29 protein-coding genes and 1 pseudogene are annotated in these 22,411 nt (G+C 41.6%); 20 read left to right on the top strand and 10 right to left on the bottom strand.

Annotated elements, in window-relative coordinates; translation table 11 throughout:
• Positions 1-96: 96 nt before the first annotated feature.
• The gene (locus tag NSS60_RS12735; protein WP_004892381.1) at positions 97-372 is read left to right on the top strand and encodes a YutD family protein; all 276 of its coding nucleotides are present in this window, start codon (positions 97-99) and stop codon (positions 370-372) included.
• 427 nt (positions 373-799) lie between these two features.
• On the opposite strand, the pseudogene NSS60_RS12730 reads toward NSS60_RS12735, so the two are convergent.
• Both NSS60_RS12730 and NSS60_RS12725 read right to left on the bottom strand, forming a co-directional pair.
• Positions 800-1,069: pseudogene (locus tag NSS60_RS12730) on the bottom strand (cytosolic protein); the annotation flags it as partial.
• A gap of 37 nt (positions 1,070-1,106) precedes the next feature.
• Entirely contained in the window at positions 1,107-1,373 is a 267-nt protein-coding gene (locus NSS60_RS12725; RefSeq protein WP_035018914.1) for a DUF3055 domain-containing protein, read from the bottom strand.
• Positions 1,374-1,486: 113 nt separating this feature from the next.
• Between NSS60_RS12725 and NSS60_RS12720 the strand changes: the two genes are divergently transcribed.
• From NSS60_RS12720 to NSS60_RS12705, 4 genes are all read left to right on the top strand, one after another.
• Positions 1,487-1,933 carry a DUF86 domain-containing protein gene (locus NSS60_RS12720; RefSeq protein ID WP_340720957.1) on the top strand — a complete coding sequence of 149 codons (447 nt, stop codon included), beginning with the start codon at positions 1,487-1,489 and terminating at the stop codon, positions 1,931-1,933.
• Between the two features lie 151 nt (positions 1,934-2,084).
• On the top strand, positions 2,085-3,434 hold the full coding sequence (locus NSS60_RS12715; RefSeq protein ID WP_075039588.1) for an ISLre2 family transposase: 1,350 nt from the start codon (positions 2,085-2,087) through the stop codon (positions 3,432-3,434).
• 191 nt (positions 3,435-3,625) lie between these two features.
• Positions 3,626-4,261, top strand: coding sequence for a helix-turn-helix transcriptional regulator (locus tag NSS60_RS12710; protein WP_004892366.1), 636 nt, complete (start codon positions 3,626-3,628; stop codon positions 4,259-4,261).
• 92 nt (positions 4,262-4,353) lie between these two features.
• Positions 4,354-5,124 (top strand): TIGR01457 family HAD-type hydrolase, encoded by a 771-nt coding sequence (locus tag NSS60_RS12705; protein WP_004892363.1) that lies wholly within the window; start codon positions 4,354-4,356, stop codon positions 5,122-5,124.
• Between the two features lie 97 nt (positions 5,125-5,221).
• Here NSS60_RS12705 and NSS60_RS12700 read toward each other — a convergent pair whose 3' ends face one another.
• On the bottom strand, positions 5,222-5,719 hold the full coding sequence (locus NSS60_RS12700) for a phosphatidylglycerophosphatase A family protein (RefSeq protein WP_004892362.1): 498 nt from the start codon (positions 5,717-5,719) through the stop codon (positions 5,222-5,224).
• 132 nt (positions 5,720-5,851) lie between these two features.
• Between NSS60_RS12700 and yutH the strand changes: the two genes are divergently transcribed.
• The 5 genes from yutH to thrB all read left to right on the top strand — a co-directional run bounded on the left by yutH (position 5,852) and on the right by thrB (position 11,237).
• The gene (gene yutH, locus NSS60_RS12695; RefSeq protein WP_035018912.1) at positions 5,852-6,790 is read left to right on the top strand and encodes a spore coat putative kinase YutH; all 939 of its coding nucleotides are present in this window, start codon (positions 5,852-5,854) and stop codon (positions 6,788-6,790) included.
• 47 nt (positions 6,791-6,837) lie between these two features.
• Positions 6,838-7,803 carry a 2-hydroxyacid dehydrogenase gene (locus tag NSS60_RS12690; RefSeq protein WP_004892357.1) on the top strand — a complete coding sequence of 322 codons (966 nt, stop codon included), beginning with the start codon at positions 6,838-6,840 and terminating at the stop codon, positions 7,801-7,803.
• A gap of 163 nt (positions 7,804-7,966) precedes the next feature.
• Positions 7,967-9,268, top strand: a complete 1,302-nt coding sequence (locus tag NSS60_RS12685) for a homoserine dehydrogenase (protein WP_004892354.1) — start codon at positions 7,967-7,969, stop codon at positions 9,266-9,268.
• On the top strand, positions 9,268-10,326 hold the full coding sequence (thrC, locus tag NSS60_RS12680; RefSeq protein ID WP_340720887.1) for a threonine synthase: 1,059 nt from the start codon (positions 9,268-9,270) through the stop codon (positions 10,324-10,326). The genes NSS60_RS12685 and thrC overlap by 1 nt, the downstream gene beginning before the upstream one ends.
• Positions 10,323-11,237, top strand: a complete 915-nt coding sequence (thrB, locus tag NSS60_RS12675; RefSeq protein ID WP_004892349.1) for a homoserine kinase — start codon at positions 10,323-10,325, stop codon at positions 11,235-11,237. Before thrC ends, thrB begins: the two co-directional genes overlap by 4 nt.
• A 39-nt stretch (positions 11,238-11,276) precedes the next feature.
• Here the strand turns inward: thrB and NSS60_RS12670 are convergent, their stop codons facing one another.
• Positions 11,277-11,513, bottom strand: coding sequence for a NifU family protein (locus tag NSS60_RS12670; RefSeq protein WP_035018909.1), 237 nt, complete (start codon positions 11,511-11,513; stop codon positions 11,277-11,279).
• A 496-nt stretch (positions 11,514-12,009) separates the two neighbouring features.
• Between NSS60_RS12670 and NSS60_RS12665 the strand changes: the two genes are divergently transcribed.
• On the top strand, positions 12,010-12,315 hold the full coding sequence (locus NSS60_RS12665) for a YuzD family protein (protein WP_035018906.1): 306 nt from the start codon (positions 12,010-12,012) through the stop codon (positions 12,313-12,315).
• 13 nt (positions 12,316-12,328) lie between these two features.
• Here the strand turns inward: NSS60_RS12665 and NSS60_RS12660 are convergent, their stop codons facing one another.
• Entirely contained in the window at positions 12,329-13,396 is a 1,068-nt protein-coding gene (locus tag NSS60_RS12660; protein ID WP_004892340.1) for an NAD(P)/FAD-dependent oxidoreductase, read from the bottom strand.
• A gap of 166 nt (positions 13,397-13,562) precedes the next feature.
• Here NSS60_RS12660 and NSS60_RS12655 point away from each other — a divergent pair, with 166 nt between their 5' ends.
• Positions 13,563-13,802: a YuzB family protein gene (locus NSS60_RS12655; protein ID WP_006322168.1), complete on the top strand. Its 240-nt coding sequence runs from the start codon at positions 13,563-13,565 to the stop codon at positions 13,800-13,802.
• Positions 13,803-13,806: 4 nt separating this feature from the next.
• Here NSS60_RS12655 and NSS60_RS12650 read toward each other — a convergent pair whose 3' ends face one another.
• The gene (locus NSS60_RS12650) at positions 13,807-14,226 is read right to left on the bottom strand and encodes a DUF2225 domain-containing protein (protein WP_004892335.1); all 420 of its coding nucleotides are present in this window, start codon (positions 14,224-14,226) and stop codon (positions 13,807-13,809) included.
• 146 nt (positions 14,227-14,372) lie between these two features.
• On the opposite strand from NSS60_RS12650, the gene dapF reads away from it, so the two are divergent.
• From dapF to NSS60_RS12635, 3 genes are read left to right on the top strand one after another with little or no spacing between them, the layout of a single operon-like run.
• Entirely contained in the window at positions 14,373-15,227 is an 855-nt protein-coding gene (gene dapF, locus NSS60_RS12645) for a diaminopimelate epimerase (protein WP_004892332.1), read from the top strand.
• 16 nt (positions 15,228-15,243) lie between these two features.
• Positions 15,244-15,606, top strand: a complete 363-nt coding sequence (locus tag NSS60_RS12640; RefSeq protein ID WP_004892330.1) for a HesB/IscA family protein — start codon at positions 15,244-15,246, stop codon at positions 15,604-15,606.
• Between the two features lie 2 nt (positions 15,607-15,608).
• Entirely contained in the window at positions 15,609-15,935 is a 327-nt protein-coding gene (locus NSS60_RS12635) for a LapA family protein (RefSeq protein ID WP_035018902.1), read from the top strand.
• A 15-nt stretch (positions 15,936-15,950) separates the two neighbouring features.
• Here the strand turns inward: NSS60_RS12635 and NSS60_RS12630 are convergent, their stop codons facing one another.
• Positions 15,951-16,946 carry an NAD(P)/FAD-dependent oxidoreductase gene (locus NSS60_RS12630; RefSeq protein WP_004892325.1) on the bottom strand — a complete coding sequence of 332 codons (996 nt, stop codon included), beginning with the start codon at positions 16,944-16,946 and terminating at the stop codon, positions 15,951-15,953.
• A gap of 292 nt (positions 16,947-17,238) precedes the next feature.
• On the opposite strand from NSS60_RS12630, the gene NSS60_RS12625 reads away from it, so the two are divergent.
• The 4 genes from NSS60_RS12625 (at position 17,239) to NSS60_RS12610 (ending at position 19,859) form a co-directional block, all read left to right on the top strand.
• Positions 17,239-18,465 (top strand): NAD(P)/FAD-dependent oxidoreductase, encoded by a 1,227-nt coding sequence (locus tag NSS60_RS12625; RefSeq protein WP_004892323.1) that lies wholly within the window; start codon positions 17,239-17,241, stop codon positions 18,463-18,465.
• A 94-nt stretch (positions 18,466-18,559) separates the two neighbouring features.
• The gene (locus NSS60_RS12620; RefSeq protein WP_004892321.1) at positions 18,560-18,688 is read left to right on the top strand and encodes a YuiA family protein; all 129 of its coding nucleotides are present in this window, start codon (positions 18,560-18,562) and stop codon (positions 18,686-18,688) included.
• 57 nt (positions 18,689-18,745) lie between these two features.
• Positions 18,746-19,069 (top strand): YuiB family protein, encoded by a 324-nt coding sequence (locus NSS60_RS12615; RefSeq protein WP_004892319.1) that lies wholly within the window; start codon positions 18,746-18,748, stop codon positions 19,067-19,069.
• 88 nt (positions 19,070-19,157) lie between these two features.
• Positions 19,158-19,859 (top strand): 3D domain-containing protein, encoded by a 702-nt coding sequence (locus tag NSS60_RS12610; protein WP_004892317.1) that lies wholly within the window; start codon positions 19,158-19,160, stop codon positions 19,857-19,859.
• Positions 19,860-19,879: 20 nt separating this feature from the next.
• On the opposite strand, the gene NSS60_RS12605 is transcribed toward NSS60_RS12610, so the two are convergent.
• Entirely contained in the window at positions 19,880-20,464 is a 585-nt protein-coding gene (locus NSS60_RS12605; protein ID WP_004892316.1) for a biotin transporter BioY, read from the bottom strand.
• A 110-nt stretch (positions 20,465-20,574) separates the two neighbouring features.
• On the opposite strand from NSS60_RS12605, the gene NSS60_RS12600 reads away from it, so the two are divergent.
• On the top strand, positions 20,575-20,724 hold the full coding sequence (locus tag NSS60_RS12600) for a hypothetical protein (RefSeq protein WP_164875865.1): 150 nt from the start codon (positions 20,575-20,577) through the stop codon (positions 20,722-20,724).
• Here NSS60_RS12600 and NSS60_RS12595 read toward each other — a convergent pair.
• A complete protein-coding gene (locus tag NSS60_RS12595; protein ID WP_004892313.1) occupies positions 20,712-21,008 on the bottom strand; it encodes a hypothetical protein in 297 nt (98 codons plus the stop codon). The two genes, NSS60_RS12600 and NSS60_RS12595, sit on opposite strands and share 13 nt — an antisense overlap.
• 69 nt (positions 21,009-21,077) lie before the next feature.
• Positions 21,078-22,403, bottom strand: a complete 1,326-nt coding sequence (locus NSS60_RS12590; protein WP_004892309.1) for an ArsB/NhaD family transporter — start codon at positions 22,401-22,403, stop codon at positions 21,078-21,080.
• Positions 22,404-22,411: the final 8 nt, after the last annotated feature.

Below are 22,411 nucleotides of genomic sequence, written 5' to 3'. Positions count from 1 at the left end.
CTTTTTTATTATTCGCTTTATGGAAAGGATCATAACGGTGATTGCCTGGGAGAAAGACATGTTTTATGATAGAAATGGGAAGAAGAGGTGAGAACTATGATTTGCGTTCATAATACATGTTACGAGCTCGTGGAAAATGTGCGTAACGGGTTCAATGAAGAAGCGTTTCGTGCTCGCTACACAGACATTTTAAATAAATATGACTACATTGTCGGTGATTGGGGATATAACCAACTTCGTTTGCGAGGCTTTTTTGATGACCATAATCAAAAGGCGACATATGATACGAAAATAAGTACGTTATCGGAATATTTGTTTGAATATTGTAATTTTGGATGTGCATATTTTGTGTTGCGGAAAGTGAAAAAATAGGTCAGAACACCTGACCTATTTTTTGTCAACTACCCCCACTTAGCTAACGCTTGAAGTGAGGGCTTGCAACTCCCCAGAAGTGCAAACGGACTTCTTCCTCCTTCCTTGACTTGGGGTTGCATCAGGGGCAGGTTGACGACTACCCAACGACGCAGGTCATGCCTGCATCGTTACCGATTCTCTCGGTGTGTCTGTTGGCAGTACTTGGCTTCCACACACAACAGACGGACCTACGCTCGATGTTTTACGGTTACAACGTTTCCTGTAACCAACTCCATACATCGAGTAGCAGTTATTGGAGTGCCTTTATTGAACGGTTTTCTCCACGCCTTTATTATATCATACACAAAAGAAAGGGGGAACGCGCATTCCTCTCCCACTTACTCCCTTTGGTCGTTGAAGTGGGAGTCTCCTGCGCGAAATAGGATGAATATGGTTGTTGTCCGTTCTCGTCTGGATCGTCATGAACGGGATGTGCCCCTGGATCTTGGCGTGGAATATTTTGATGAAGCGATTTGTACTCGTAATTAAATGCACTATAATATCGCTGTCCTTCTTGCCACGGGGTACTTTTATTTTGTACCGGCTCATGTTCACCACGCGGCGCGCCATATGGACCTTCAGGCAATGTCTCTGGAACGAGAAAATTTTTTCTTGCTTCTACCGTTGAAAAATCATGATATGTTTCATCGGTCATATGAACGCTTCCTTTCGTTTTTTACATAGCGTATCCTTTAACCGACGATTTCATGTAAAAAGTTTCGTAATTCGTTTGCTTCCTCTTCATTGATATTGTATGCATGTTCAATATATCCTGGTTCTTGTAAGTCGTCTGAACCGATAATGGCAAACCGGTTACTTTGTAAATCAAGGACAAGCACTTTCCCATAAAAACGGTCTGTTTGGACGATCGCTAAATCAAACCGTTCATTTTTTCCAACGAAGCTAACAAAACGTGTTTTCGTATCGACTGTGTCATCATATAAAAAGAAACGCTCCATATTCAAACCTCCGTATGTTTTTGTTTGCTTCTTCATCTTAACAAATTTCTGATAGATGTGTAAAAGAAAGCGCTATGATACAATAAAATAAAACACTGAGGGGAAGATGGATGATGTATTTTGTTGATCGTCAAAAAATCGAAAAAACATTGCAATATATGGAGCAAATCGTTCGTTATGTGGAACAACCGTTTCATACACCGATCGAGAAACTCGCGCTTGAGCGCATTGCACATGTCATTATTGAATCTATTATTGATGTAGGAAATGCCATGATTGATGGTTTTATTATGCGCGATCCAGGGAGTTATGAGGACATTATTGATATTTTAGTCGATGAACGTGTCCTTTCAGCTGAAGATGGAGAAGCGCTAAAACAAATCATTCATTTCCGTAAAAAGCTCGTTCAACAATACATCGATGTGCCGCATGACGAATTGTTGGAAGTGTTGCAACGTCATAAGCATGTTCTTCATTCTTTTCCGCATGCTATTCGCACATACTTACATGATGAACTAGGCCCAGTGTCTGCCTTTTTAAACGAAAATGTGTATGAGTAAAATGTTTGTGGGAGAAAAAAAGACAGGTTCCTGATTTGGTATAATAAGGAACCTGTCAGATATGTAAGCAAAATAGATGAAAAACGGGCTCTCCTCCTGGTAAGGTAGTAAGTGTGAAAAAAAAATACAACCAAAGAAAGGAGTGGAGCCCATGCAGGATTATATCACAAACGGCTTGACATTAAAAGAGATCGAACAGTCTTTATTTAGACATATGCAAAAACAATATGGTCATCTCCTTCAACAGGTGTTGGAGGAGATCGACCGCACATTGGCAGAACAGCGGGACAAGAAACGATATGCGCTCAAAGATAAGCGGACGATCCGACTCCAAACGCTATTTGGAGAGGTGGAAGTGAAGCGAAACTACTACTTTGACCGTGAAAAAAAGGTGTATACGTCTTTACTCGATGTCTTTCTTCAGTTCGATGGGGCGCATGGAGTGAGTCCGCTATTAGAGGAGACAGCGATTCATCTCGCCGTGACGGGTTCTTCGTATCGACAGGCTGCGCAGTCGCTTGAAAAGCTGGTGGGGTATGCATGTATGAGTCACGAAACGATTCGCCAGTCCATCATCGAGGCAGAGGTGGAAGGGCACCGTGCGATGGAGAAAAAAGGGCGCGTGTTTTTTATCGAAGCAGACGGGTTGTACGTGAAACGTCAACGAAGCCGCATCAAAGGAAAAGAAGAAAAGATCATCACGATTCACCAAGGATGGGAGAAAAACGGGAAACGCGTATCCTTAGTGAATCGACGGTATATGGTTCATCAAACGAATGAACCGATTTGGGAAGCTGTAGAGAATTTTCTGATGAAGGAATACAGCTATGATCCGTTTGAGGATTGGGTGGTCATCAATGGAGATGGAGCCCCATGGATTACAGCGTGTCGAGAATATTTCGGGGACAGGGGGTACTTTCAGCTTGATCGGTTCCATGTGGCAAGAGAGATTCGTCAATTGTTCCGAGGTCATGCGAGATATCGGGTGATTCGAAAGAAGTTAGCATCATGGGATGAAGAAGGTGTGTTACGAGAACTCACAAGTGCCATCGGTACGTTAGAACATGAGGAGAAGGAAAAGCAACTCGAGGCGCTTGTTCGTCGAATCGAGGAGATACCAGGATGTTTACGTGACTATCGCGTATGGTTGAAGGAAAAAGGGATTGACACGACAAACATGAGGGCGATGGGGAGTGCGGAAGGAACGATGCATGTGTTTGCGAAACGAAGTAAAAACGGTCGAAGTTGGAGGGATGCAGGGATTGAAGCGATGTTGCGAGCGATCGTCGCGATAAAAGATACGTTACTCATTCGGACACGCGATGGAGTGATGTATGGCGTGGAAGAACGAGAAGAAACGAAACGAGAAACGATCGTGAAAAAGGCACTGAAGCGCGTGCAAACGCAAATGACAGAAGTGGTACGAGATAACATCCCATACCTTCGCCAATCTTCAGGGACACCGATTTACGAGGCATTGCAAGCATTGAAAGGTTTTTAAAACGAGAGAAAACGCACATACCTACAGGATGAGAGTAAGTAAAAGCGCTTACATATAACGATTTTATAAAACCATATATAACCAAAAAAATCGGTCGAGAAAAAAATCTCCCACAAAGTCTTGACTCAAACCGAAAATGTTTAAAAATTGTGCGTATAGGGAAAATCGTTTAAAATGGAAGAGGGTGAAACATGATGCGAAAAAAAACCTCTTCTACAAAAGAGCAAATTTTAAAAATGTTAAAAGTGCAGAAACGGTTGACTGTCGGTGAAATGGCGGAACAATTGCAAATTACAGAAATGGCTGTCCGCCGTCATTTAAGTGCATTAGAGCGTGAAGAATTGATTGAATCGACGCTTGTTCGTCAGCCGATGGGAAGGCCGACGAACGTATATGAGTTGAGCGCAAAAGGACATCAGCGTTTCCCGCGTCATTATCAACAAACGATGCTTGATTTTTTAGCTGATTTAGAACAGATGGGCGGGAAACAAATTGTAGCAGATTTGTTTCAAAATCGACAAGAGCGAATGAGAAAACTATACGAACAACAATTTGGTGATAAATCGTTTGATGAAAAAATAAAAGAACTTGTGGCGGTACAAAATGAGCACGGATATATGTCAGAGTTGTTACAGTACGATGACGGTTCATTCGAGTTAGTGGAACATAACTGTCCGATTGCAGAGGTTGCCCAAGCGTATCCGATTGCTTGTGAGTGCGAACGAAAGTTGTTTGAGATGCTTATTCACGAGGCGGACATTGTGCCAAAAACATGTTTAGCTGATGGGGATGATGCGTGTCGTTACCATATTAAGCGAAAAAAATGAACAATCGTTGACAGTTGCTGCTCCCTTTTTGACAAAAATAGTTGTTTTGCGTTAAAGTTTGAACGTGCAAGTTGTCAAAAGGAGTGGCAAAAGTGAAAACGTATAAAGGATATTTAATTGATTTAGATGGTACGATGTATCGCGGGACCGAACGAATTGAAGAGGCGTGTGCGTTTGTGCATCGTCTTCATGAAAAGGGTATTCCGTATTTGTTTGTCACGAATAATTCTTCACGCACGCCAGAACAAGTAGCTGAAAAGCTACGGAATTTTGGCATCCCTGCAACGAAAGAGCAAGTATTTACAACAAGTCAAGCAACGGCCAATTACATTTATGAAAAGAAGCCGAATGCTTCTGTGTATGTGATTGGAGAAGATGGCATTCGTCGAGCGCTTGAAGAAAAAGGGTTTACATTTGCGAATGAAGATGCAGAAGTTGTTGTAATGGGCATTGATCGCAGCATTAATTATGAAAAATTAGCGATCGCTTGCTTAGCTGTTCGCAACGGAGCGATGTTTATTTCGACAAATGGAGACATCGCGATTCCGACAGAGCGTGGACTGTTACCAGGAAACGGTTCACTTACATCTGTTGTCGCTGTATCGACACAGACGAAACCGATTTTTATTGGGAAGCCAGAAAAAATTATTATGGAACAGGCGCTTGACGTGCTCGGTGTGCCAAAAGAAGAAACGTTAATGATCGGGGATAACTATGATACAGATATTATGGCGGGAATGAATGCCGGAATAGATACGCTCCTCGTTCATACAGGCGTGACGACGAAAGAAATGTTACAAACGTATGACCGACAACCGACATATGTCGTCGATTCGTTAAAGGAATGGATGGAACGTATATGAAAGAGGCTAACCCTAAAACGCAAATGCGTCTCGGGGTTAGCCTTGCTTTTTTAGTATTACAGTTTATATTGGCTATCGCTGAAGGAAAAACAATCGTTTATTCAACGTGGGCGGCGCGATGTGCTAAACGACTTGAAGCGGCAGCAGCAATCGCTCCAACGATATCATCTAAAAATGTATGACAGTAACCTGAAGATTTATCATTTAATTGTTTTAAAATACCCGGTTTTTGTTTATCGATGTAACCGTAATTCGTAAAACCAATGGAACCATATACGTTAACGATGGACAGAGCTAAAATTTCATCGACGCCATACAGTCCTTCGTCTTTTGCGATAAACGATTGAAGAGGTTCTTCCAACAATCCTTTTTCCGCTAAAATATCGAGCTGAATGCCGGTAAATAGCGCATTTTGCACTTCGCGTTTTGCGATGACTCGATTGACGTTATGAATACATTCGTCCATTTGTAAGTCAGGATGATATTTAGATTGTAAATAATAAACGAGTTCCGCAATATGTTCGATGGTTACCCCGCGATCTGCAAGCCATTGTCGTGCAATTTGCTCCATTTTTCCTATTTTCTTTTCCTCCATCCAACTTCACCTATTTCATTTTTTGTTTTTTACAATGTATGTGTTTTTTTATGAAACGTGCGTTTATTTCCTCTCTCATATGAAGTTTATACGTATTTTTTAAACATATACATGAAAGAAGGAGGGATGTGCATGGATTATTATTTTCGTGTCGATCATATGGAAACAAAAAATGATCGTCTTCTCGTTCGAAGTGGAAATGACATATATGTTGCGATACCGACGAATGAGAGAGAAAGCGACATACAGCAGTTGTATTATATGGCGATGTATATGCGAGCACAAGGTGATGAAACGATTGCAACGTTGCTTCCGACGAAGACAGGTCGATTTGTTGGGCAGTTGCAAGGGATGCGAGTGAGTGTATGGAAGATGGGAAAGCGAAATGAAACAGACGATTTAGCACAACAGATGGCATTATTTCATCAGCGCGGGCGCACATATCCGTATGATGTTTCCACAAGAAACCGATTCGGTCAATGGAACGAGCTATGGGGGCAACGCATTGATCAATTAGAACAGTTTTGGCAATGGCAAGTGAGATCGTCTGAAAAAAATGAAATGGACGAATTGTTTATTGAGACATTTCCGTATTACTTAGGCTTAGCCGAAAATGCGATTCAGTATGTCGTAGATACCCAATTAGATGAAGTTCCAATGCGTAGCGATATGCGAACCATTTGTCATGAACAATTTGCGCCTGAAGCATGGGAGATGGGGAAAATACCGACGGATTGGGTGTGTGATCATGCAGGTCGCGATATAGCAGAATGGATAAGAAAGCAATGGCTTATGAAACAAGTAGACGGAACGATTACGCATTTTTTACGGACGTATGAACGGGTGCAAACACTTAGTCGCTTTTCTTGGCGGATGATTTATGCTCGCTTACTATTCCCGCTTCATTATTTTCAAGCAATTGAAAACTATTACGGAACAGCAGGAGACATAAGACAAGGCTATGAACAGCAATTGAGACAAGTGTTTGAAGAGAGTGATATGTATGAACAAAAACTTCGCCATTTTCATGACATGACTACTGTTTCCATTCCTCGTCTTGACTGGTTATAAATGTGCTACAATAAAACGGAGGACAATGTGCGAAAGGGGTTAAAAAGATGGGAAGACCGTATGTGTTTATTACAAGAAAATTACCGGACGATATTGTTGCTCCGTTATGTGACAAATATGATGTAAACATGTGGCCACATGAGCATCTTGTTGTTCCACGCGACATATTGCTTCAAGAAGCAAGCAGGGCGGAAGCGTTAATTACAATGCTATCTGATCGCATTGATGAGGAGCTGTTGAAGCAAAGTCCGAAGCTTCGCGTGGTGGCAAATGTGGCGGTCGGCTACGACAATATCGACGTAGAGGCAGCGAAAACATATGGAGTTATCGTTTGTAACACGCCCGATGTGTTAACAGAAACGACAGCGGATTTAACATTTGCTTTACTGCTAGCAACAGCGAGACGATTAATTGAAGCAGCCGAGTTTGTTAAAGGAAGGAAATGGAAAAGTTGGAGCCCGCTGTTACTTGCCGGGACAGATGTTCACCATAAAACGATTGGAATTGTCGGTATGGGGAAAATCGGGCAAGCTGTTGCGCATCGAGCGAAAGGGTTTTATATGCGCGTGTTATACTATAATCGTTCACGAAATATTGAGGCAGAAAAGACGCTTGATGCGACGTATTGTTCGTTTGATGAATTGCTGAGGCGATCTGATTTTGTCGTCTGTTTAACTCCTTTAACGAATGAAACGTATCAATTGTTTAATCGTGCCGCGTTTGCGAAAATGAAATCATCAGCCATTTTTATTAATGCAGGACGCGGGGCGATCGTTGATGAAGAGGCGCTATATGATGCGTTAATTCATCGACGCATTGCCGGAGCAGGGTTAGATGTGTTCGCACAAGAGCCGATTCGTTCTGATCATCCGCTTCTGCAACTACCAAATGTTGTTGCACTCCCCCACATAGGAAGTGCGACGAAAGAAACGAGATATGCAATGATGCATGTATGTTGCCGCAATGTGATGGCCGTCTTAGAAGGAAAAGAACCATATACACCTGTGCGTTAGAGCCAATAGGCTCTTTTTTTATTTTTTTAGAAAATTTTTAAACATAAAACGTTTTCATATGATACGATAGTGAAAATAAGGATTGTAAATGAAGCGGAGATGTCCTATAATGTCTACTATATAAAAACAAATGTTCACTACAGGAAAACAAGAGGTGGGGAAGATGGTAAAAAGCGTGTCAGTCGGATTATTAGGATTAGGAACGGTTGGTAGTGGTGTTGTCAAAATCATTGAAAACCATCAAGATAAATTGATGCATCAAGTCGGTTGCCCTGTAGAAATTAAAAAGGTTGCCGTTCGCGACCGCGATAAAAAGCGAGATGTCGCTTTGCCGGAGGCGGTATTAACAACACATGTAGAAGAAGTGATTAACGACCCGGACATTGATGTTGTCATTGAAGTCATGGGAGGCATTGAAGAAACGCGCCAATATATATTACAAGCATTAAAAAATGGAAAGCATGTCGTTACAGCGAATAAAGATTTAATGGCATTATACGGTACAGAGTTGCTCTCCATTGCGTCTGAGTACGGTTGTGACTTATTTTATGAAGCAAGTGTAGCAGGAGGCATTCCAATTTTACGCAGCCTTGTGGACGGATTAGCTTCTGACCGTATTACGAAAATGATGGGGATTGTCAACGGAACGACAAATTACATTTTAACAAAAATGAGCAAATTTAATCGGCCGTATGAAGAAGTATTAGCGGAGGCGCAAGCGCTTGGTTATGCGGAAGCAGATCCGACGTCAGATGTGGAAGGATTAGATGCAGCACGGAAAATGGCAATTTTAGCTCGGCTTGGCTTTTCGATGAATATTGATTTACAAGATGTGTACGTAAAAGGGATTACTGGGATTACGGAAGAAGATTTAAACTATAGCAAACGACTCGGTTATACAATGAAATTAATCGGTATTGCCCATCGAGACGGCGATAAAGTTGAAGTGAGTGTACAACCGACGTTGTTGCCAGAGACGCATCCACTTGCGTCTGTAAACGATGAATATAATGCAGTTTACGTTTATGGAGAAGCGGTCGGAGAGACGATGTTTTACGGTCCGGGGGCAGGAAGTTTGCCGACAGCAACGTCTGTTGTGTCCGATTTAGTTGCCGTCATGAAAAATATGCGTCTTGGGGTGAATGGAAGAAGTGCAGTTACTCCGCAATACGATAAGCAGTTAAAAGACGATAGCGAAATATACTCGAAATATTTTTTACGCATTCATGTGAAAGATCAAGTGGGAGCGTTTGCGAAAATTACATCGCTCTTTTCAGAACGGGGAGTAAGTTTCGAGAAAATTTTACAACTTCCTTTAAAACAAAAAGATTTAGCTGAAATTGTACTCGTTACACATCAAGCGTCCTTAAAAGATTATCGTGATGTATTGCAGCAATTGCGTGATTTAGAAGTCGTCGAAAAAGTGAAAAGCTCGTATCGCGTAGAAGGGGAAGGTGCATTGTAATGTGGAAAGGGTTGTTACATCATTATCGTGACTATTTGCCAGTGACCGATCAAACGCCGCTGTTATCGTTAAATGAAGGAAATACGCCACTTATTCCGCTTGTTCACTTATCAGAAAAACTCGGTGTGGAATTATACGTTAAAACAGAGGGGGCAAACCCAACAGGATCGTTTAAAGATCGCGGAATGGTGATGGCTGTCGCTAAGGCAAAGGAAGAAGGAAGCGATACGATCATTTGTGCTTCGACAGGTAACACGTCCGCTGCTGCTGCGGCGTATGCTGCGAGGGCGAATATGCGTTGCATCATCGTCATTCCTGATGGGAAAATTGCGCTTGGGAAGTTGGCACAAGCGGTTATGTATGGAGCGGAAATTGTTGCAATTCAAGGAAATTTCGATCATGCATTAAAAATGGTACGCCGTTTGAGTGAGATGGCTCCGGTTACGCTCGTTAATTCAGTAAACCCGTATCGGATCGAAGGACAAAAAACAGCCGCTTTTGAAATTTGCGAACAACTCGGGGAGGCGCCAGATATTCTTGCTATACCAGTTGGAAATGCAGGAAATATTACAGCTTATTGGAAAGGGTTTAAGCAATTTCATGAAAAGCATGGCACAAAATTACCAGAAATGCGCGGATCTGAAGCGGAAGGGGCGGCAGCGATTGTACGTAATAAAGTGATCGAAAATCCTGAAACGATTGCGACAGCGATTCGCATTGGTAATCCAGCTAGTTGGGAATACGCTGTTCAAGCTGCCAACGAATCAGGTGGAAAAATCGATGAGGTAACAGATGAACAAATTTTGGAGGCGTACCGTTTGCTTGCGCGCGAAGAAGGAATTTTTGCAGAGCCTGCTTCGTGTGCATCGATAGCTGGTGTGATGAAGCAAGTGGCAAGTGGTGAAATTAAAAAAGGCAGCCGTATTGTTGCGGTGCTAACTGGAAACGGATTGAAAGATCCGAATGTAGCGATGGAAGCGATGAAAGTTCACCCGATCGTCTTGCCGAATGATGAGGAAGCGGTGTTTGCGCATATTCAAGGAGCTGTTCTTCAATGAATGATGGGGAGATGTTAAAAATTGTCGTTCCAGGAAGCACAGCCAACCTCGGTCCTGGCTTTGACTCGATCGGATTAGCGGTATCGTTACATTTAACATTGGAAGTCGTGCGTGCAGAATCGTGGGGATTTATCCCAAAAACAGATGAAGTAAAAAGCATTCCAACCGATGAAAGTAATCTAATTTATCAAGTAGCAAGTAAATTAGCAGGCGAGTATGGTGTAACGTTGCCGCCTTGTCATGTATTTGTCTCAAGCAATATTCCGTTTACTCGTGGACTTGGTAGCAGTGCTGCGGCGATTGTGGCGGCTATTGAGTTGGCAAATGAAATTGGACGTCTCCGTTTGTCGCAAGAAGAGAAAATGAGGATAGCGAGTGTATACGAAGGGCATCCTGATAATGTTGGCGCCTCTTTGTATGGGGGGTTAGTAATTGGTAGCTATGTAAAAGAACGTACGCATGTTGTGCACGTACCGCACATCCCGATAGATCTCATTGCGGTCATTCCGACGTATGAACTGGAGACGAAAAAATCTCGTACCGTTCTTCCGAGTGAGTTCACACGTGCGCAGGCAGTAGAGGCGAGTGCGGTTGGAAATGTGCTCGTTGCCGCATTGCTTACACAAAACTGGTCACTGGCAGGTGAGATGATGGATGCGGATCTTTTTCACCAGCCATATCGGGAGCGTCTCGTACCTGAATTGAAACGAGTGCGTGTCGTGGCGAAGCGGAGTGGAGCATTCGGTGTCGCATTAAGTGGTGCTGGTCCGACGGTGCTATGTTTTGCGGAACGAGGGCAAGGAGAGAAAGTATATCATGCGTTGAAAGTGGCGTTTCCGTATAGCGATGTTCGGATGTTGTCAGTAGAGGAGACAGGTAGCTCTGTATATAAAATGGCGTTAGAGAAATGAAAAGGGTGCCCAATCATTTTTTGGACACCCTTTTTGCTGTTAGAACACTTGTTCAACTTCAACAACGCCAGGAACTTCTTCAAGCAATGCCCGCTCAATACCAGCTTTTAACGTAATCGTTGAGCTTGGGCAGCTTCCGCAAGCGCCGAGAAGGCGAAGTTTAACAACGCCATCTTCCACATCAACTAATTCGCAATCTCCGCCATCGCGAAGTAAAAATGGACGAAGTTTATCTAATACTTCTTGCACTTGTTGTTTAATATCTTGATCTGTCATTTTCATCGACTCCTTTCACTAATTTTATTATAATCATCATGATGAAAAAAATCTATTCACGTTACTTAACTTTTTTCCGTGGGAGAGAGTCAACTACCCCCACTTAGCTAACGCTTGAAGTGAGGGCTTGCAACTCCCCAGAAGTGCAAACGGACTTCTTCCTCCTTCCTTGACTTGGGGTTGCATCAGGGGCAGGTTGACGACTACCCAACGACGCAGGTCATGCCTGCATCGTTACCGATTCTCTCGGTGTGTCTGTTGGCAGTACTTGGCTTCCACACACAACAGACGGACCTACGCTCGATGTTTTACGGTTACAACGTTTCCTGTAACCAACTCCATACATCGAGTAGCAGTTATTGGAGTGCCTTTATTGAACGGTTTTCTCCACGCCTTTATTATATCATACACAAAAGAAAGGGGGAACGCGCATTCCTCTCCCACTTACTCCCTTTGGTCGTTGAAGTGGGAGTCTCCTGCGCGAAATAGGATGAATATGATTGAAATATGTGTGTACGGAGCAGATACAGTTTGTGCTTCTTGTGTCGGTGCCCCGTCATCAAAAGATACGTATGAATGGATTCAAGCTGCAGTTTCACGAAAATATCCGAATCATGCGTTTCAGTTCGTTTATGTTGATATTTTTTCGCCACCGGAAGATGATGAAAAGCGTCAGTTTGCGCAAAAGATCATCGATGAAGATTTATTTTATCCGGTTGTCGTTATTGATGGTGAGATTGTTGACGAAGGAAATCCGAAATTAAAAAACATTTATGAAGCGATTGAAAAAAGGGCGGAGTAATTCGCCCTTCATCTCAATATCCGTTATGGTACTTATACATCCATAAAACACCTGATTTTAGAAGGCGTGGGACGCGACCGGTTAGTGGACGATCAGCAACGAGACCAAATCCATGCTTTTTGCCTAATGATCCTAAAACGCCTTTTAATTTAATTGGTGGAAATTCGCTTGGTGGTTCTTCACCTTTCCACCGCTTTTGCAACACTTGGGCGATTTGTTCTGCCTGACCTTCAGCAAGTTGAGCGCTTGGGGCATGCGGTAAGCTTGCACAGTCCCCAACGACGTATACATTTTCTATATTCGGTATGTGATGTTGTGGTGTTAACACAACACGTCCTTGATTGTCTTTTTCAACATTCAGTTCGCGAACGACGCGATTCGGTTGAATGCCGGCAGTCCACACAATCGCATCACAGTGGATAGCTTCATCGTGGTTATATAACGTATGTTCTTCGACTTTTGTAATATTGGATTGGCGAATAAGCTCAACACCATGTGAATGAAACCATTGTTCTACGTAATGACTTAGCCGTTCAGGGAACATAGACAAAATACGTGTGCCGCGATCAAACAGTTTCACGTGTAAATCTGGACGACTCTCTACTAGTTCGCTTGCCAATTCCACACCGCTTAATCCAGCTCCAACGACGCCGACAATGCTATGCGGTGGGAGATTGCTTAGCTTTTGGTACGTTTCTCTTGCTTTGTCGATAGTTTGAATGCTATAAGTAAAAATGTCTGCACCGGGGACACCGTGATATTTGTCTTCACAACCTAATCCGATGACTAAGTCATCGTACGGAATACACGTTCCATCTTGAAGGTGAACGACTTCGTGATGAAGATCAATTTTTTGAACCTCACCGAACACATAAGAGAGGTGAGGATGTTCTGGGAACGGGACGCGAATATGCTGGTCACTAATTGTCCCGGCAGCCAAAGCGTAATATTCGGTTTTTAAGCAATGGTATGGAATGCGATCAATTAATGTAATATAAATATGTTCTGGTAAATTTGGAAGGATGCGGAGTAAAATGCGCATATTTCCGTATCCGCCGCCAAGTAGCACGAGGTTTCTCATGGAAGCTTTCCCCTTTTGATAAAATTCGACCATTAAAAGTATAACGAAATTGTGACAAAATAACAACATTTTTTCGAGAAACATGAATGATTAAGGTGTTTTTTTGACAGTAATATTACATCATTTTTTATGAAAGTGTTATAATAATAAGGTTGGGGTGAATATAGTGTTAAGACCGATTGTTGAATTTTGTATAAGCAATTTAGCAAATGGTTCCCAACGTGCCCTAGAGCAATTAGAGAAAGATCCTAACTTAGATATTATTGAATATGGCTGTTTAGGGTATTGTGGGAAATGTGCCAATACGTTGTTTGCGATGGTAAATGGGGATATTGTCACAGCAGAAAATGCGGATCAACTTGTCGAACGAGTTTATGCATATATTGAGGAAAATCCAATGTTTTAGGGGGCTATTGTGCCCCCTTTTTTTCTTCACGAATTTCTTGCCAACGGTCGTAAGCCATGTTGACGATTCCTTTTTCAATTGTTTCTTTTTTTCGTGCAATCACACGTGAAAAGTAAATAACCGCTTGTTTTTCTTTTCCTAGCCTGCGGTACAATTCGCCGATTAAATACAATAAACGGACTTCCGACATATGTGTATGAATAAAAGCATCCGTTTCTGTTGAAAATTCCTCTGTTGCCGCAAATCCACAGTGTGGACAAACATGGACGTAATATAAAAGCGGATTCGCTTCTTCGCTAGCATAATATGAACAAAAGTCCGTATCGTGTTGGACCGGGCGGATGAAACGTGAACGAACTTTTTTCGTTGTATATGTTTGTTTGCAAACAAGACATGTAACGGTACGATCGTATAAGACATCCATTATGTTCCCTACCTCGTATAGTTGATAGTCATATTATACTATACGCTGTTCGTGTTGCCTGTGACTTTTTATGTATTTGTAAAAAAGTTGTCACGGTTATGATGACGATGTATAGTGTTATTAAAGATGTATGCGGAGGGGAAGTAATGAGAAGTTTTTCATTTACGAAAATGCACGGTCTGGGAAATAGTTACATTTACGTAAATATGTTTAAAGAGTGTTTAGCAGAAGAAGAATTATCATATATCGCAAAACGTGTGTCAAATGTGCACACAGGAATCGGTTCGGATGGGCTTATTTTAATTTGTCCATCCGATGTAGCTCCAGTGAAAATGCGTATTTTTAATAGCGATGGATCGGAAGGAAAAAACTGTGGCAACGGGTTGAGGTGTGTAGCGAAATATGCATATGAACACGGAATTGTTCAGGAGGAACAGTTTCTCATTGAAACGTTATCAGGTCTTGTAGAAGCTCGTGTGTTTGTTGAAGATGGGAAGGTCAATAGTGTAGAAGTAAATATGGGAAAACCTCGTTTATCCCGCGCTGAAATACCGATGATAGGAAAAGAGGATGATATTGTCGTTAGTGAACCGATCGAATTTGAAGGGCATACGTATTATATGACAGGTGTATCGATGGGGAATCCTCATGCTGTGTTTTATGTGGATCAAATCGAAGATGCCCCCGTCACTTCTCTTGGACCGATTGTTGAAAAAGATGAGCGTTTTCCAGAAGGAATTAATGTAGAGTTTGTAGAAGTGGTGAACGACCGCGAACTTCATTTTCGTGTGTGGGAGAGAGGTTCCGGTGTGACGCAAGCGTGCGGAACAGGGGCTTGTGCAGCGGTTGTGGCATCCGTATTAAACGGAAAAACGAAGCGAAACGAAGAAACGGTTGTTCATTTAGCTGGTGGAGATTTGTACATTACGTGGAAAGAAAATGGTGATGTGTTGATGCGTGGAGCAGCCGAAACTATTTGTATAGGTGTATACTACTATTAAAAAGGAGTGAGATCGAATGGAACAAATCGTTTTGTTAACAGAAAAAGCCGTAGAACAAGTAAAACAGATGATGAAAGAAAGCGGAGAAGAACACGCTTATTTTCGTGTCGGTGTGTACGGTGGAGGGTGTAGCGGATTATCTTATGCGATGGGATTTGAACACAATAAACGTGAGGACGATCATGAGTTTGAACAAAACGGTTTGCGCATATTAATCGATAAAGAAAGTGCACTTGTATTAAAAGGAACGACGATTGATTATGAACAAGGAGCGATGGGTGGCGGATTTACGATTCATAATCCGAACGCTATTGCTTCATGTGGTTGCGGTTCATCGTTCCGCACAGCAACTCATGCTGGTACGCCGGAGGAATGTTAAATATGAAAGGGCAGAGGAATATCATCTTCGCTCTTGGGTTTGCACTAATTGTAGCGTTATTTTCTATTGCGAATATCCAAAACGTGAAAGTGAACTATATTGTCGGTTATTTTGAAACACCATTAGTGATTGTTATTTTAGGTTCTGTTACAGTTGGTGCATGCATCGTTTTTCTCGTTGGTGGATGGAAGTTTGTAAAGATGCGAAATTATACAAAAAAGTTAGAAAAAGAAATGGAGCAGTTGCGATCCTCTCTACCGAATGAGGAAGTAGCTGCCACGATTGAAAATGTGGTGAATGAAAATGATCATTCGAAGCCCCTCTCTTAAGAGAGGGGCTTCGAATTATTCAAACATCGATGTAGAATGAAGTGGTTGTACTTTTGCGTTTGGATCGATGTATGATTTCGCATTGTTGACCGCTGTTGGTGCTTCACCAAATCCGCAAGCAATTAATTTCACTTTTCCTTCGTATGTGCAAATATCGCCTGCTGCATACACACCTGGAATGTTTGTTTCCATTTTAGAGTTTACTTTAATGCAGTTTTTCTCAATTTCTAACCCCCACTCTTTAATTGGGCCAAGGGAAGAAATGAAGCCATAGTTAACAATGACTGCGTCAACATCAATCGTTTCGCGCGTTTTTGTTTTGACTTCTTCTAGAACAACCTGTTTGATACCGTTTTCATCCCCGATCAATTCGACAGGAACGAACGGTGTTTTTACATCAACAGATGAGTTCATTAAATTTTCGACGCTATGTTCATGGGCACGGAATTTATCACGGCGATGCACAATCGTTACTTTTTTAGCGATTGGCTCAAGCATAAGCGCCCAGTCAACTGCAGAGTCACCACCACCGCATACGAGCACATTTTGACCGGCAAATTTATTCAAATCATCAACGAAGTAATGTAAGTTTTTACCTTCGTATTGTGTCGCGCTTTCGAGCTCTAACCGCCGAGGCTGAAATGCACCGTTTCCAGCAGTAATGATGACCGCTTTTGAATAATGAATTTCCTTATTTGTCGTTAGTTTAAATGTCCCATCTTCCAATTTTTCTAACTTTTCGACAGACTGTTCTAAGCAAACGGTTGGGTTAAATTTGCTCATTTGTTCTTTCAAGTTGTCAATGAGTTGTTGGGCGCGAATTTTCGGGAAGCCCGCTACGTCATATATGTATTTTTCTGGGTAAAGCGCGGAAAGTTGTCCACCGAGTTGCGGAAGACTTTCGATAATTTTGACGCTCGCTTGACGCATGCCGCCGTAAAACGCTGTAAACATGCCGACAGGACCACCACCAATAATGGTAATATCGTATAATTTTTGATCTTCTTTCACGTTCTTTCCTCCTAAAACGCAAATTTTCATGTATTATCATACCATAAAAAATGGATAAACGCTTTTGTTGTTTTGAAAATTTCGACATGAACTCGATAAAAATTATGACTAAAAATTGAACAAATAACTCTTGAAAAAGAGAGAAAAAAAGAATAAGATGTTAACGTAGAAATGACAACTTTGTTACAAAACGTTGTATTTTTTTGGTCTATTTCGTGAATAAATTCACAAACTTTCTAAGCGATAAAAATCGTTCAAAAAGCGCAAGCTAAAAAAATAAGAAAAGGTGGAAGTGATTCGTTTGAAGAAGCCAAATGTTGTTGTATTAGGTGCAGGTTATGGTGGATTGATGACAGTAACGCGTTTACAAAAAATGATTGGCGTCAACGAAGCAAGCATTACGCTTGTCAACAAACATGATTATCATTACGAGTCAACTTGGTTGCATGAGGCGGCAGCAGGAACGTTACATCATGAGCGCGTTCGCTATGCGATTGCTGACGTCATCGACCAAAGTAAAGTAAAATTCATTCAAGATACGGTTGAAAAAATCAACCTCGAAGAAAAACAAGTGTTGCTTCAAAATCATGAACCATTAACGTATGATTATTTAGTTGTTGCGCTTGGATTTGAATCTGAAACGTTTGGCATTAAAGGACTAAAAGAGTATGCTTTTTCAATTGCCAACGTTAACGCAGCTCGTCAAATTCGCGAGCACATTGAGTACCAATTTGCGACATATAGCACAGAAGAAGAAAAACGTGATGAGCGCTTGACTATTGTAGTTGGCGGCGCAGGATTTACAGGAATCGAATTTTTAGGTGAGCTAGTTAACCGTGTTCCTGAACTTTGCCGTGAGTATGATGTTGATCCAAATAGAGTGCGTATCATTTGCGTGGAGGCAGCGCCTACAGTTCTTCCGGGCTTTGACCCAGAACTTGTTGAATATGCGGTAAATGTTCTTGAGAAAAAAGGTGTTGAGTTTAAAATCGGCACAGCGATTAAAGAATGCACACCAGAAGGTATTATCGTTAGCAAAGATGACCAAGTTGAAGAAATTAAAGCGGGAACAGTTGTATGGGCGGCTGGAGTACGTGGAAGCCGCGTTATTGATGAATCTGGCTTTGAAGCGATGCGCGGTCGCGTGAAAGTTGATCCGTTCTTGCGTGCGCCAGGCCATGAAGATGTGTTTGTTGTTGGGGACTGTGCGTTAATCATTAACGAAGAAACGAATCGTCCGTATCCTCCAACAGCGCAAATTGCGATGCAACAAGGAGAAGTTTGTGCGAAAAACTTAGCTGTATTAATTCGTGGGCAGGGTGAACTACAGCCGTTTAAACCAGACTTAAAAGGAACAGTATGTTCGCTTGGTCACGATGATGCCATCGGGGTTGTGTTCGGTAAGAAAATTTGGGGCACAAAGGCAAGTGTGATGAAAAAAGTGATTGACAACCGTGCGCTTTACTTAATCGGTGGCCCAACACTCGTTGCGAAAAAGGGAAAATTTAAATTACTATAAAAACGAGCGAAGCAATTTTTCGCTCGTTTTTTCTTTACAAATCATTTGTTTTTATGTATAATTATCTGAAAATTAAGAAAAAGGAGAGGTAGTTATGAATAAAACAACGTGTCAATATTGTGCAGGGAACGGTTATGTTCATGTAGCGGTCGGTGGCTCGGAAACATGCCATTATTGTGAAGGGACAGGAGTAGAAAAAGATGAAATGGTGATCAAGCAATAATTGACTGATGTTTTCGCTTTCAGTACACTTAAAATGGTGTATTGGAGGTGAAAATGTATGGAGATGAGCATTCCGGTTCTACTCATTTCTGTTTTATTATTTTTCGTTTTATTTTTTGGTATTGGTTTTTTATTAAATATGATTTTGCGGACGACGTGGACGATGGCGATATTAAGTCCATTTGTTTTGTTATTGTGGATTGATAAAATTTCTGTAATGGACTACGTGACAAGTCCATCCGCTTCGCTCGCTCATGTGAAAGAGCGAATCGAATCATTAGCAAGCGCCGATTTAATTATTTTAAGTAGCGGTATTGTTGGTGCTATTGTCTCAGGTGTCGTTATCCAGACGCTGAGAAAAAAAGGATATCGAATGTTTTAAGCCTTCACAATCGTGGAGGTTTTTTTTGTAGCTAATGTATATTTTTTTGAATGTTGGAAAGAAATACAACCGTGGGAGGAGTGAATAAATGGGTATAAAATGGTTAAGAAGAACGACCATGGTTGTATTGTTTCTATGTGCGTTCATGACGACATTTCAATCGATATCGGGCGTTGAAGCGAAAATGCTGTCTGATTGGTTTTCACCTTCACGTTTTTCTTTTTTCTCGTTTAAATCATTATTTTCATCAGATACGTATGAGTACGTAGCTGATCGTTTTCGTAAACACGAAAAACAAGTGACTCAACTCTCGTCACAGCAGACGACAAACGAATCGTTGACGCTAGAAGAAGCGTTTGACTGGTCACGATATCCTTCTGTCACAGTTGTAGCGACAGGATATACAGCGGGAGTGGAGTCAACAGGAAAAACGCCCGATCACCCGAGTTATGGCATTACATATTCGGGTGTACGTGTAAAACGTGATTTGTACTCAACGATCGCAGCAGATTTGAAAGTTTTTCCGATTGGAACGATTTTATTTATCCCAGGATACGGATATGGTGTTGTTGCAGATACAGGATCAGCGATTAAAGGTCATAAAATTGATTTATACTATGAAACAGTAGATGATGTGTATAAACATTGGGGGAAGAAAAAAGTGAATGTATATGTCGTCAAACGCGGAGATGGGACATTATCGGAGCAAGAGATGATCGCACTGAACGAAAACGAATCGATGCAAGTGTTTCGACAACAATATATAAAGAAAAAGGAAGTCGGGCTATAACCGAACTTCCTTTTTCTTTGTTATGCAACGTTTTCGTTATATGTTTGGTGTTCGTTTAGCGCTTTGTAAATGCGTGGTGCGATGACACCAGCAACAACTGATAAAATGATATCTTTTGGAAGTGGAACGAGCATCCAGCTCCAAGCCATTGTGTATGAAAAGCCTTCTGGTGCTTCAGCCCATAACTTATATGCCATGTACATCCAATTCGTTCCTACAACATAGTTAATGATCATACCGACGATTGTTGCGGTGATAAAACGCGCTATCGAACGGTTTGCGCTTTTTTCAACCAATAAGCCAGTAACGTAAGCAGCAAGAATAAAAGAAAGAATAAAGCCAAATGTTGGAGCAACGACTATCGAGAACCCTCCGTTAAAACGGGCGAAAACAGGCGCACCGAACAGTCCAATGAGCATATACACTGTCATTGCCATCGCGCCGCGTTTTGCTCCGAGAATGGCGCCGGCTAATACGCAAAAAAACGTTTGTAGCGTAATAGGAACCCCTCCGATGACAAGAAAAGGTGCCCACGATGTAATGTTTGCTCCAATCGCCATAAGCGCGGCAAACATGGCGATAAATGTTAAATCTTTCGCTTTCATTTGTTAACCTACTTATTTTGATAGTTAACAAAATCGTAGCTGATAAAACAAAAAACGTCAATACATAAGTGACATGTACTTGTACAATATAACGGTATGGAGGGATGACAATGAAGGAAGAAGAACAATTGCTTCGCGCAAATCGATTAGGGGTGAAAGAAGATATCATTCATGTGAGTGAAACAGATGATGGATATGATTTGCGCGACGCAGCCCATATTGGTGAGAAACAAATGGCGGCACCGAATTATCGCCAGTAAAGAAGAAAGGTGAGTTGGCAACAAGGCGACTCGCCTTTTTTTGGAGAAAGCGTTATATGAATCGTATTTGGATTAAAAGAAATGTTTATTTCAGACCCAATACCAATCGATTGGAGTTGTTTTTGTACTTCTTCTTGTTTCGATTGTTGAGCTTTCTCCATCAATTGTTTCGCAAAAACAGGATCGTTCGCAATTTTTGAGGAAATAGCTGTTGCGTCTTTAAAAAGTTTTTGGATCGCTTTTGCCGATTGTGTAAATTGTGTAATATCGACGTTTGGATACATCGTTCTCCCTCCTTGCAAGCAGTATATGATGGAAAGAAAAAAACGCTCAAAGTTCGCCTTTGAGCGTTTTTATAAGTAACGAATGAAAATATATGCGTGTGAAATAAGTAAGGAAATAAGCGTAAGTGGCGCTCCAATTTTCAGAAAATCAAAGTAGCTAAACCCGTGTCCTTCACGTGAGGCAATTCCTGCCACGATCACGTTTGCTGATGCTCCGATTAACGTTCCGTTTCCACCTAAGCAAGCGCCAAGGGATAATGACCACCATAATACATCAATTTGTGCTGAATCAGGAGATAGTCCCATTCCAACAGCCATATCTTGAATGAGCGGGATCATCGTCGCAACAAAAGGGATGTTGTCAATGGTTGCTGATGTGATTCCAGATACCCAAAGAATTAAGTAAGACGCGGCGTGAATATCGCCACCGGTAATTTCTAATGCTTTTTCTGCCAAACTTTTGATTAGTCCGATATCAACGAGACCGCCGACGAGCGTAAATAATCCGGCGAAAAAGAAAATGGTTGTCCATTCGACAGAAGCAAATACTTCTTCCAAATCGTGCTCTTTTACACCGATTAACATTAAAATAACTGCGCCTGTCATCGCGATGACCGCCGCATCGACGTGAATGACAGAATGCAACGTAAATCCTAAAATCGTTAATGCGAGAACAGAAACAGACTTTTTCAATAGTACCGCATCTTTAATGTATTGTTTTTTATCGACTTTCATAAGCCGTTCGATGAGCGCAGCGTTCGCTTGAAGACGTTTGCGATAAAAGACGTACAAAATCGCGATAATGACGAGCATAATAATTAAAACGACAGGGCCTAAATTAAATAAAAAGTCGTTAAACGTTAAATGTTTATTGGCAGAGCCAATCATAATGTTCGGTGGATCTCCGATTAACGTCGCTGTTCCGCCAATGTTAGAAAATAGTACTTCAGAAATTAAAAATGGAATAGGATCTACCTCTAACATGCGTGTAATGGAAAATGTCACCGGGACAACGAGTAATACCGTTGTGACATTGTCGAGAAAGGCGGAAAGGGTAGCTGTCAGTAATGATAAAATGACTAAAATGTTAATCGGACTCCCTTTCGCCATTTTTGCGGCTTTGACTGCTACATATTGAAAAAAACCTGACTTACTCGTAATATTAACAAGAATCATCATGCCGATTAAAAGCGTAATTGTCCCCCATTCGATATGATGGGTATACGCTGCGTTCAAGTCAACAATGCCAAAAATGATCATAAAAGCAGCACCTAATAAAGCGATCACAGCACGATTAACTTTTTCTGAAATGATTATGGCGTATGTAATCAAAAAGATAGCAATAGCCGCATAATATTGAAAGTTGCTTACTTCATGAGTTATTGTCTCATGCACGTCTGTCA

The sequence above is a fragment of the Anoxybacillus sp. FSL W8-0382 genome (assembly GCF_038003845.1).
GTDB lineage: Bacteria > Bacillota > Bacilli > Bacillales > Anoxybacillaceae > Anoxybacillus > Anoxybacillus flavithermus_G.
The sequence above is the reverse complement of the archived record's forward strand: the minus strand, read 5'-3'. Positions and strand labels throughout refer to the sequence as shown.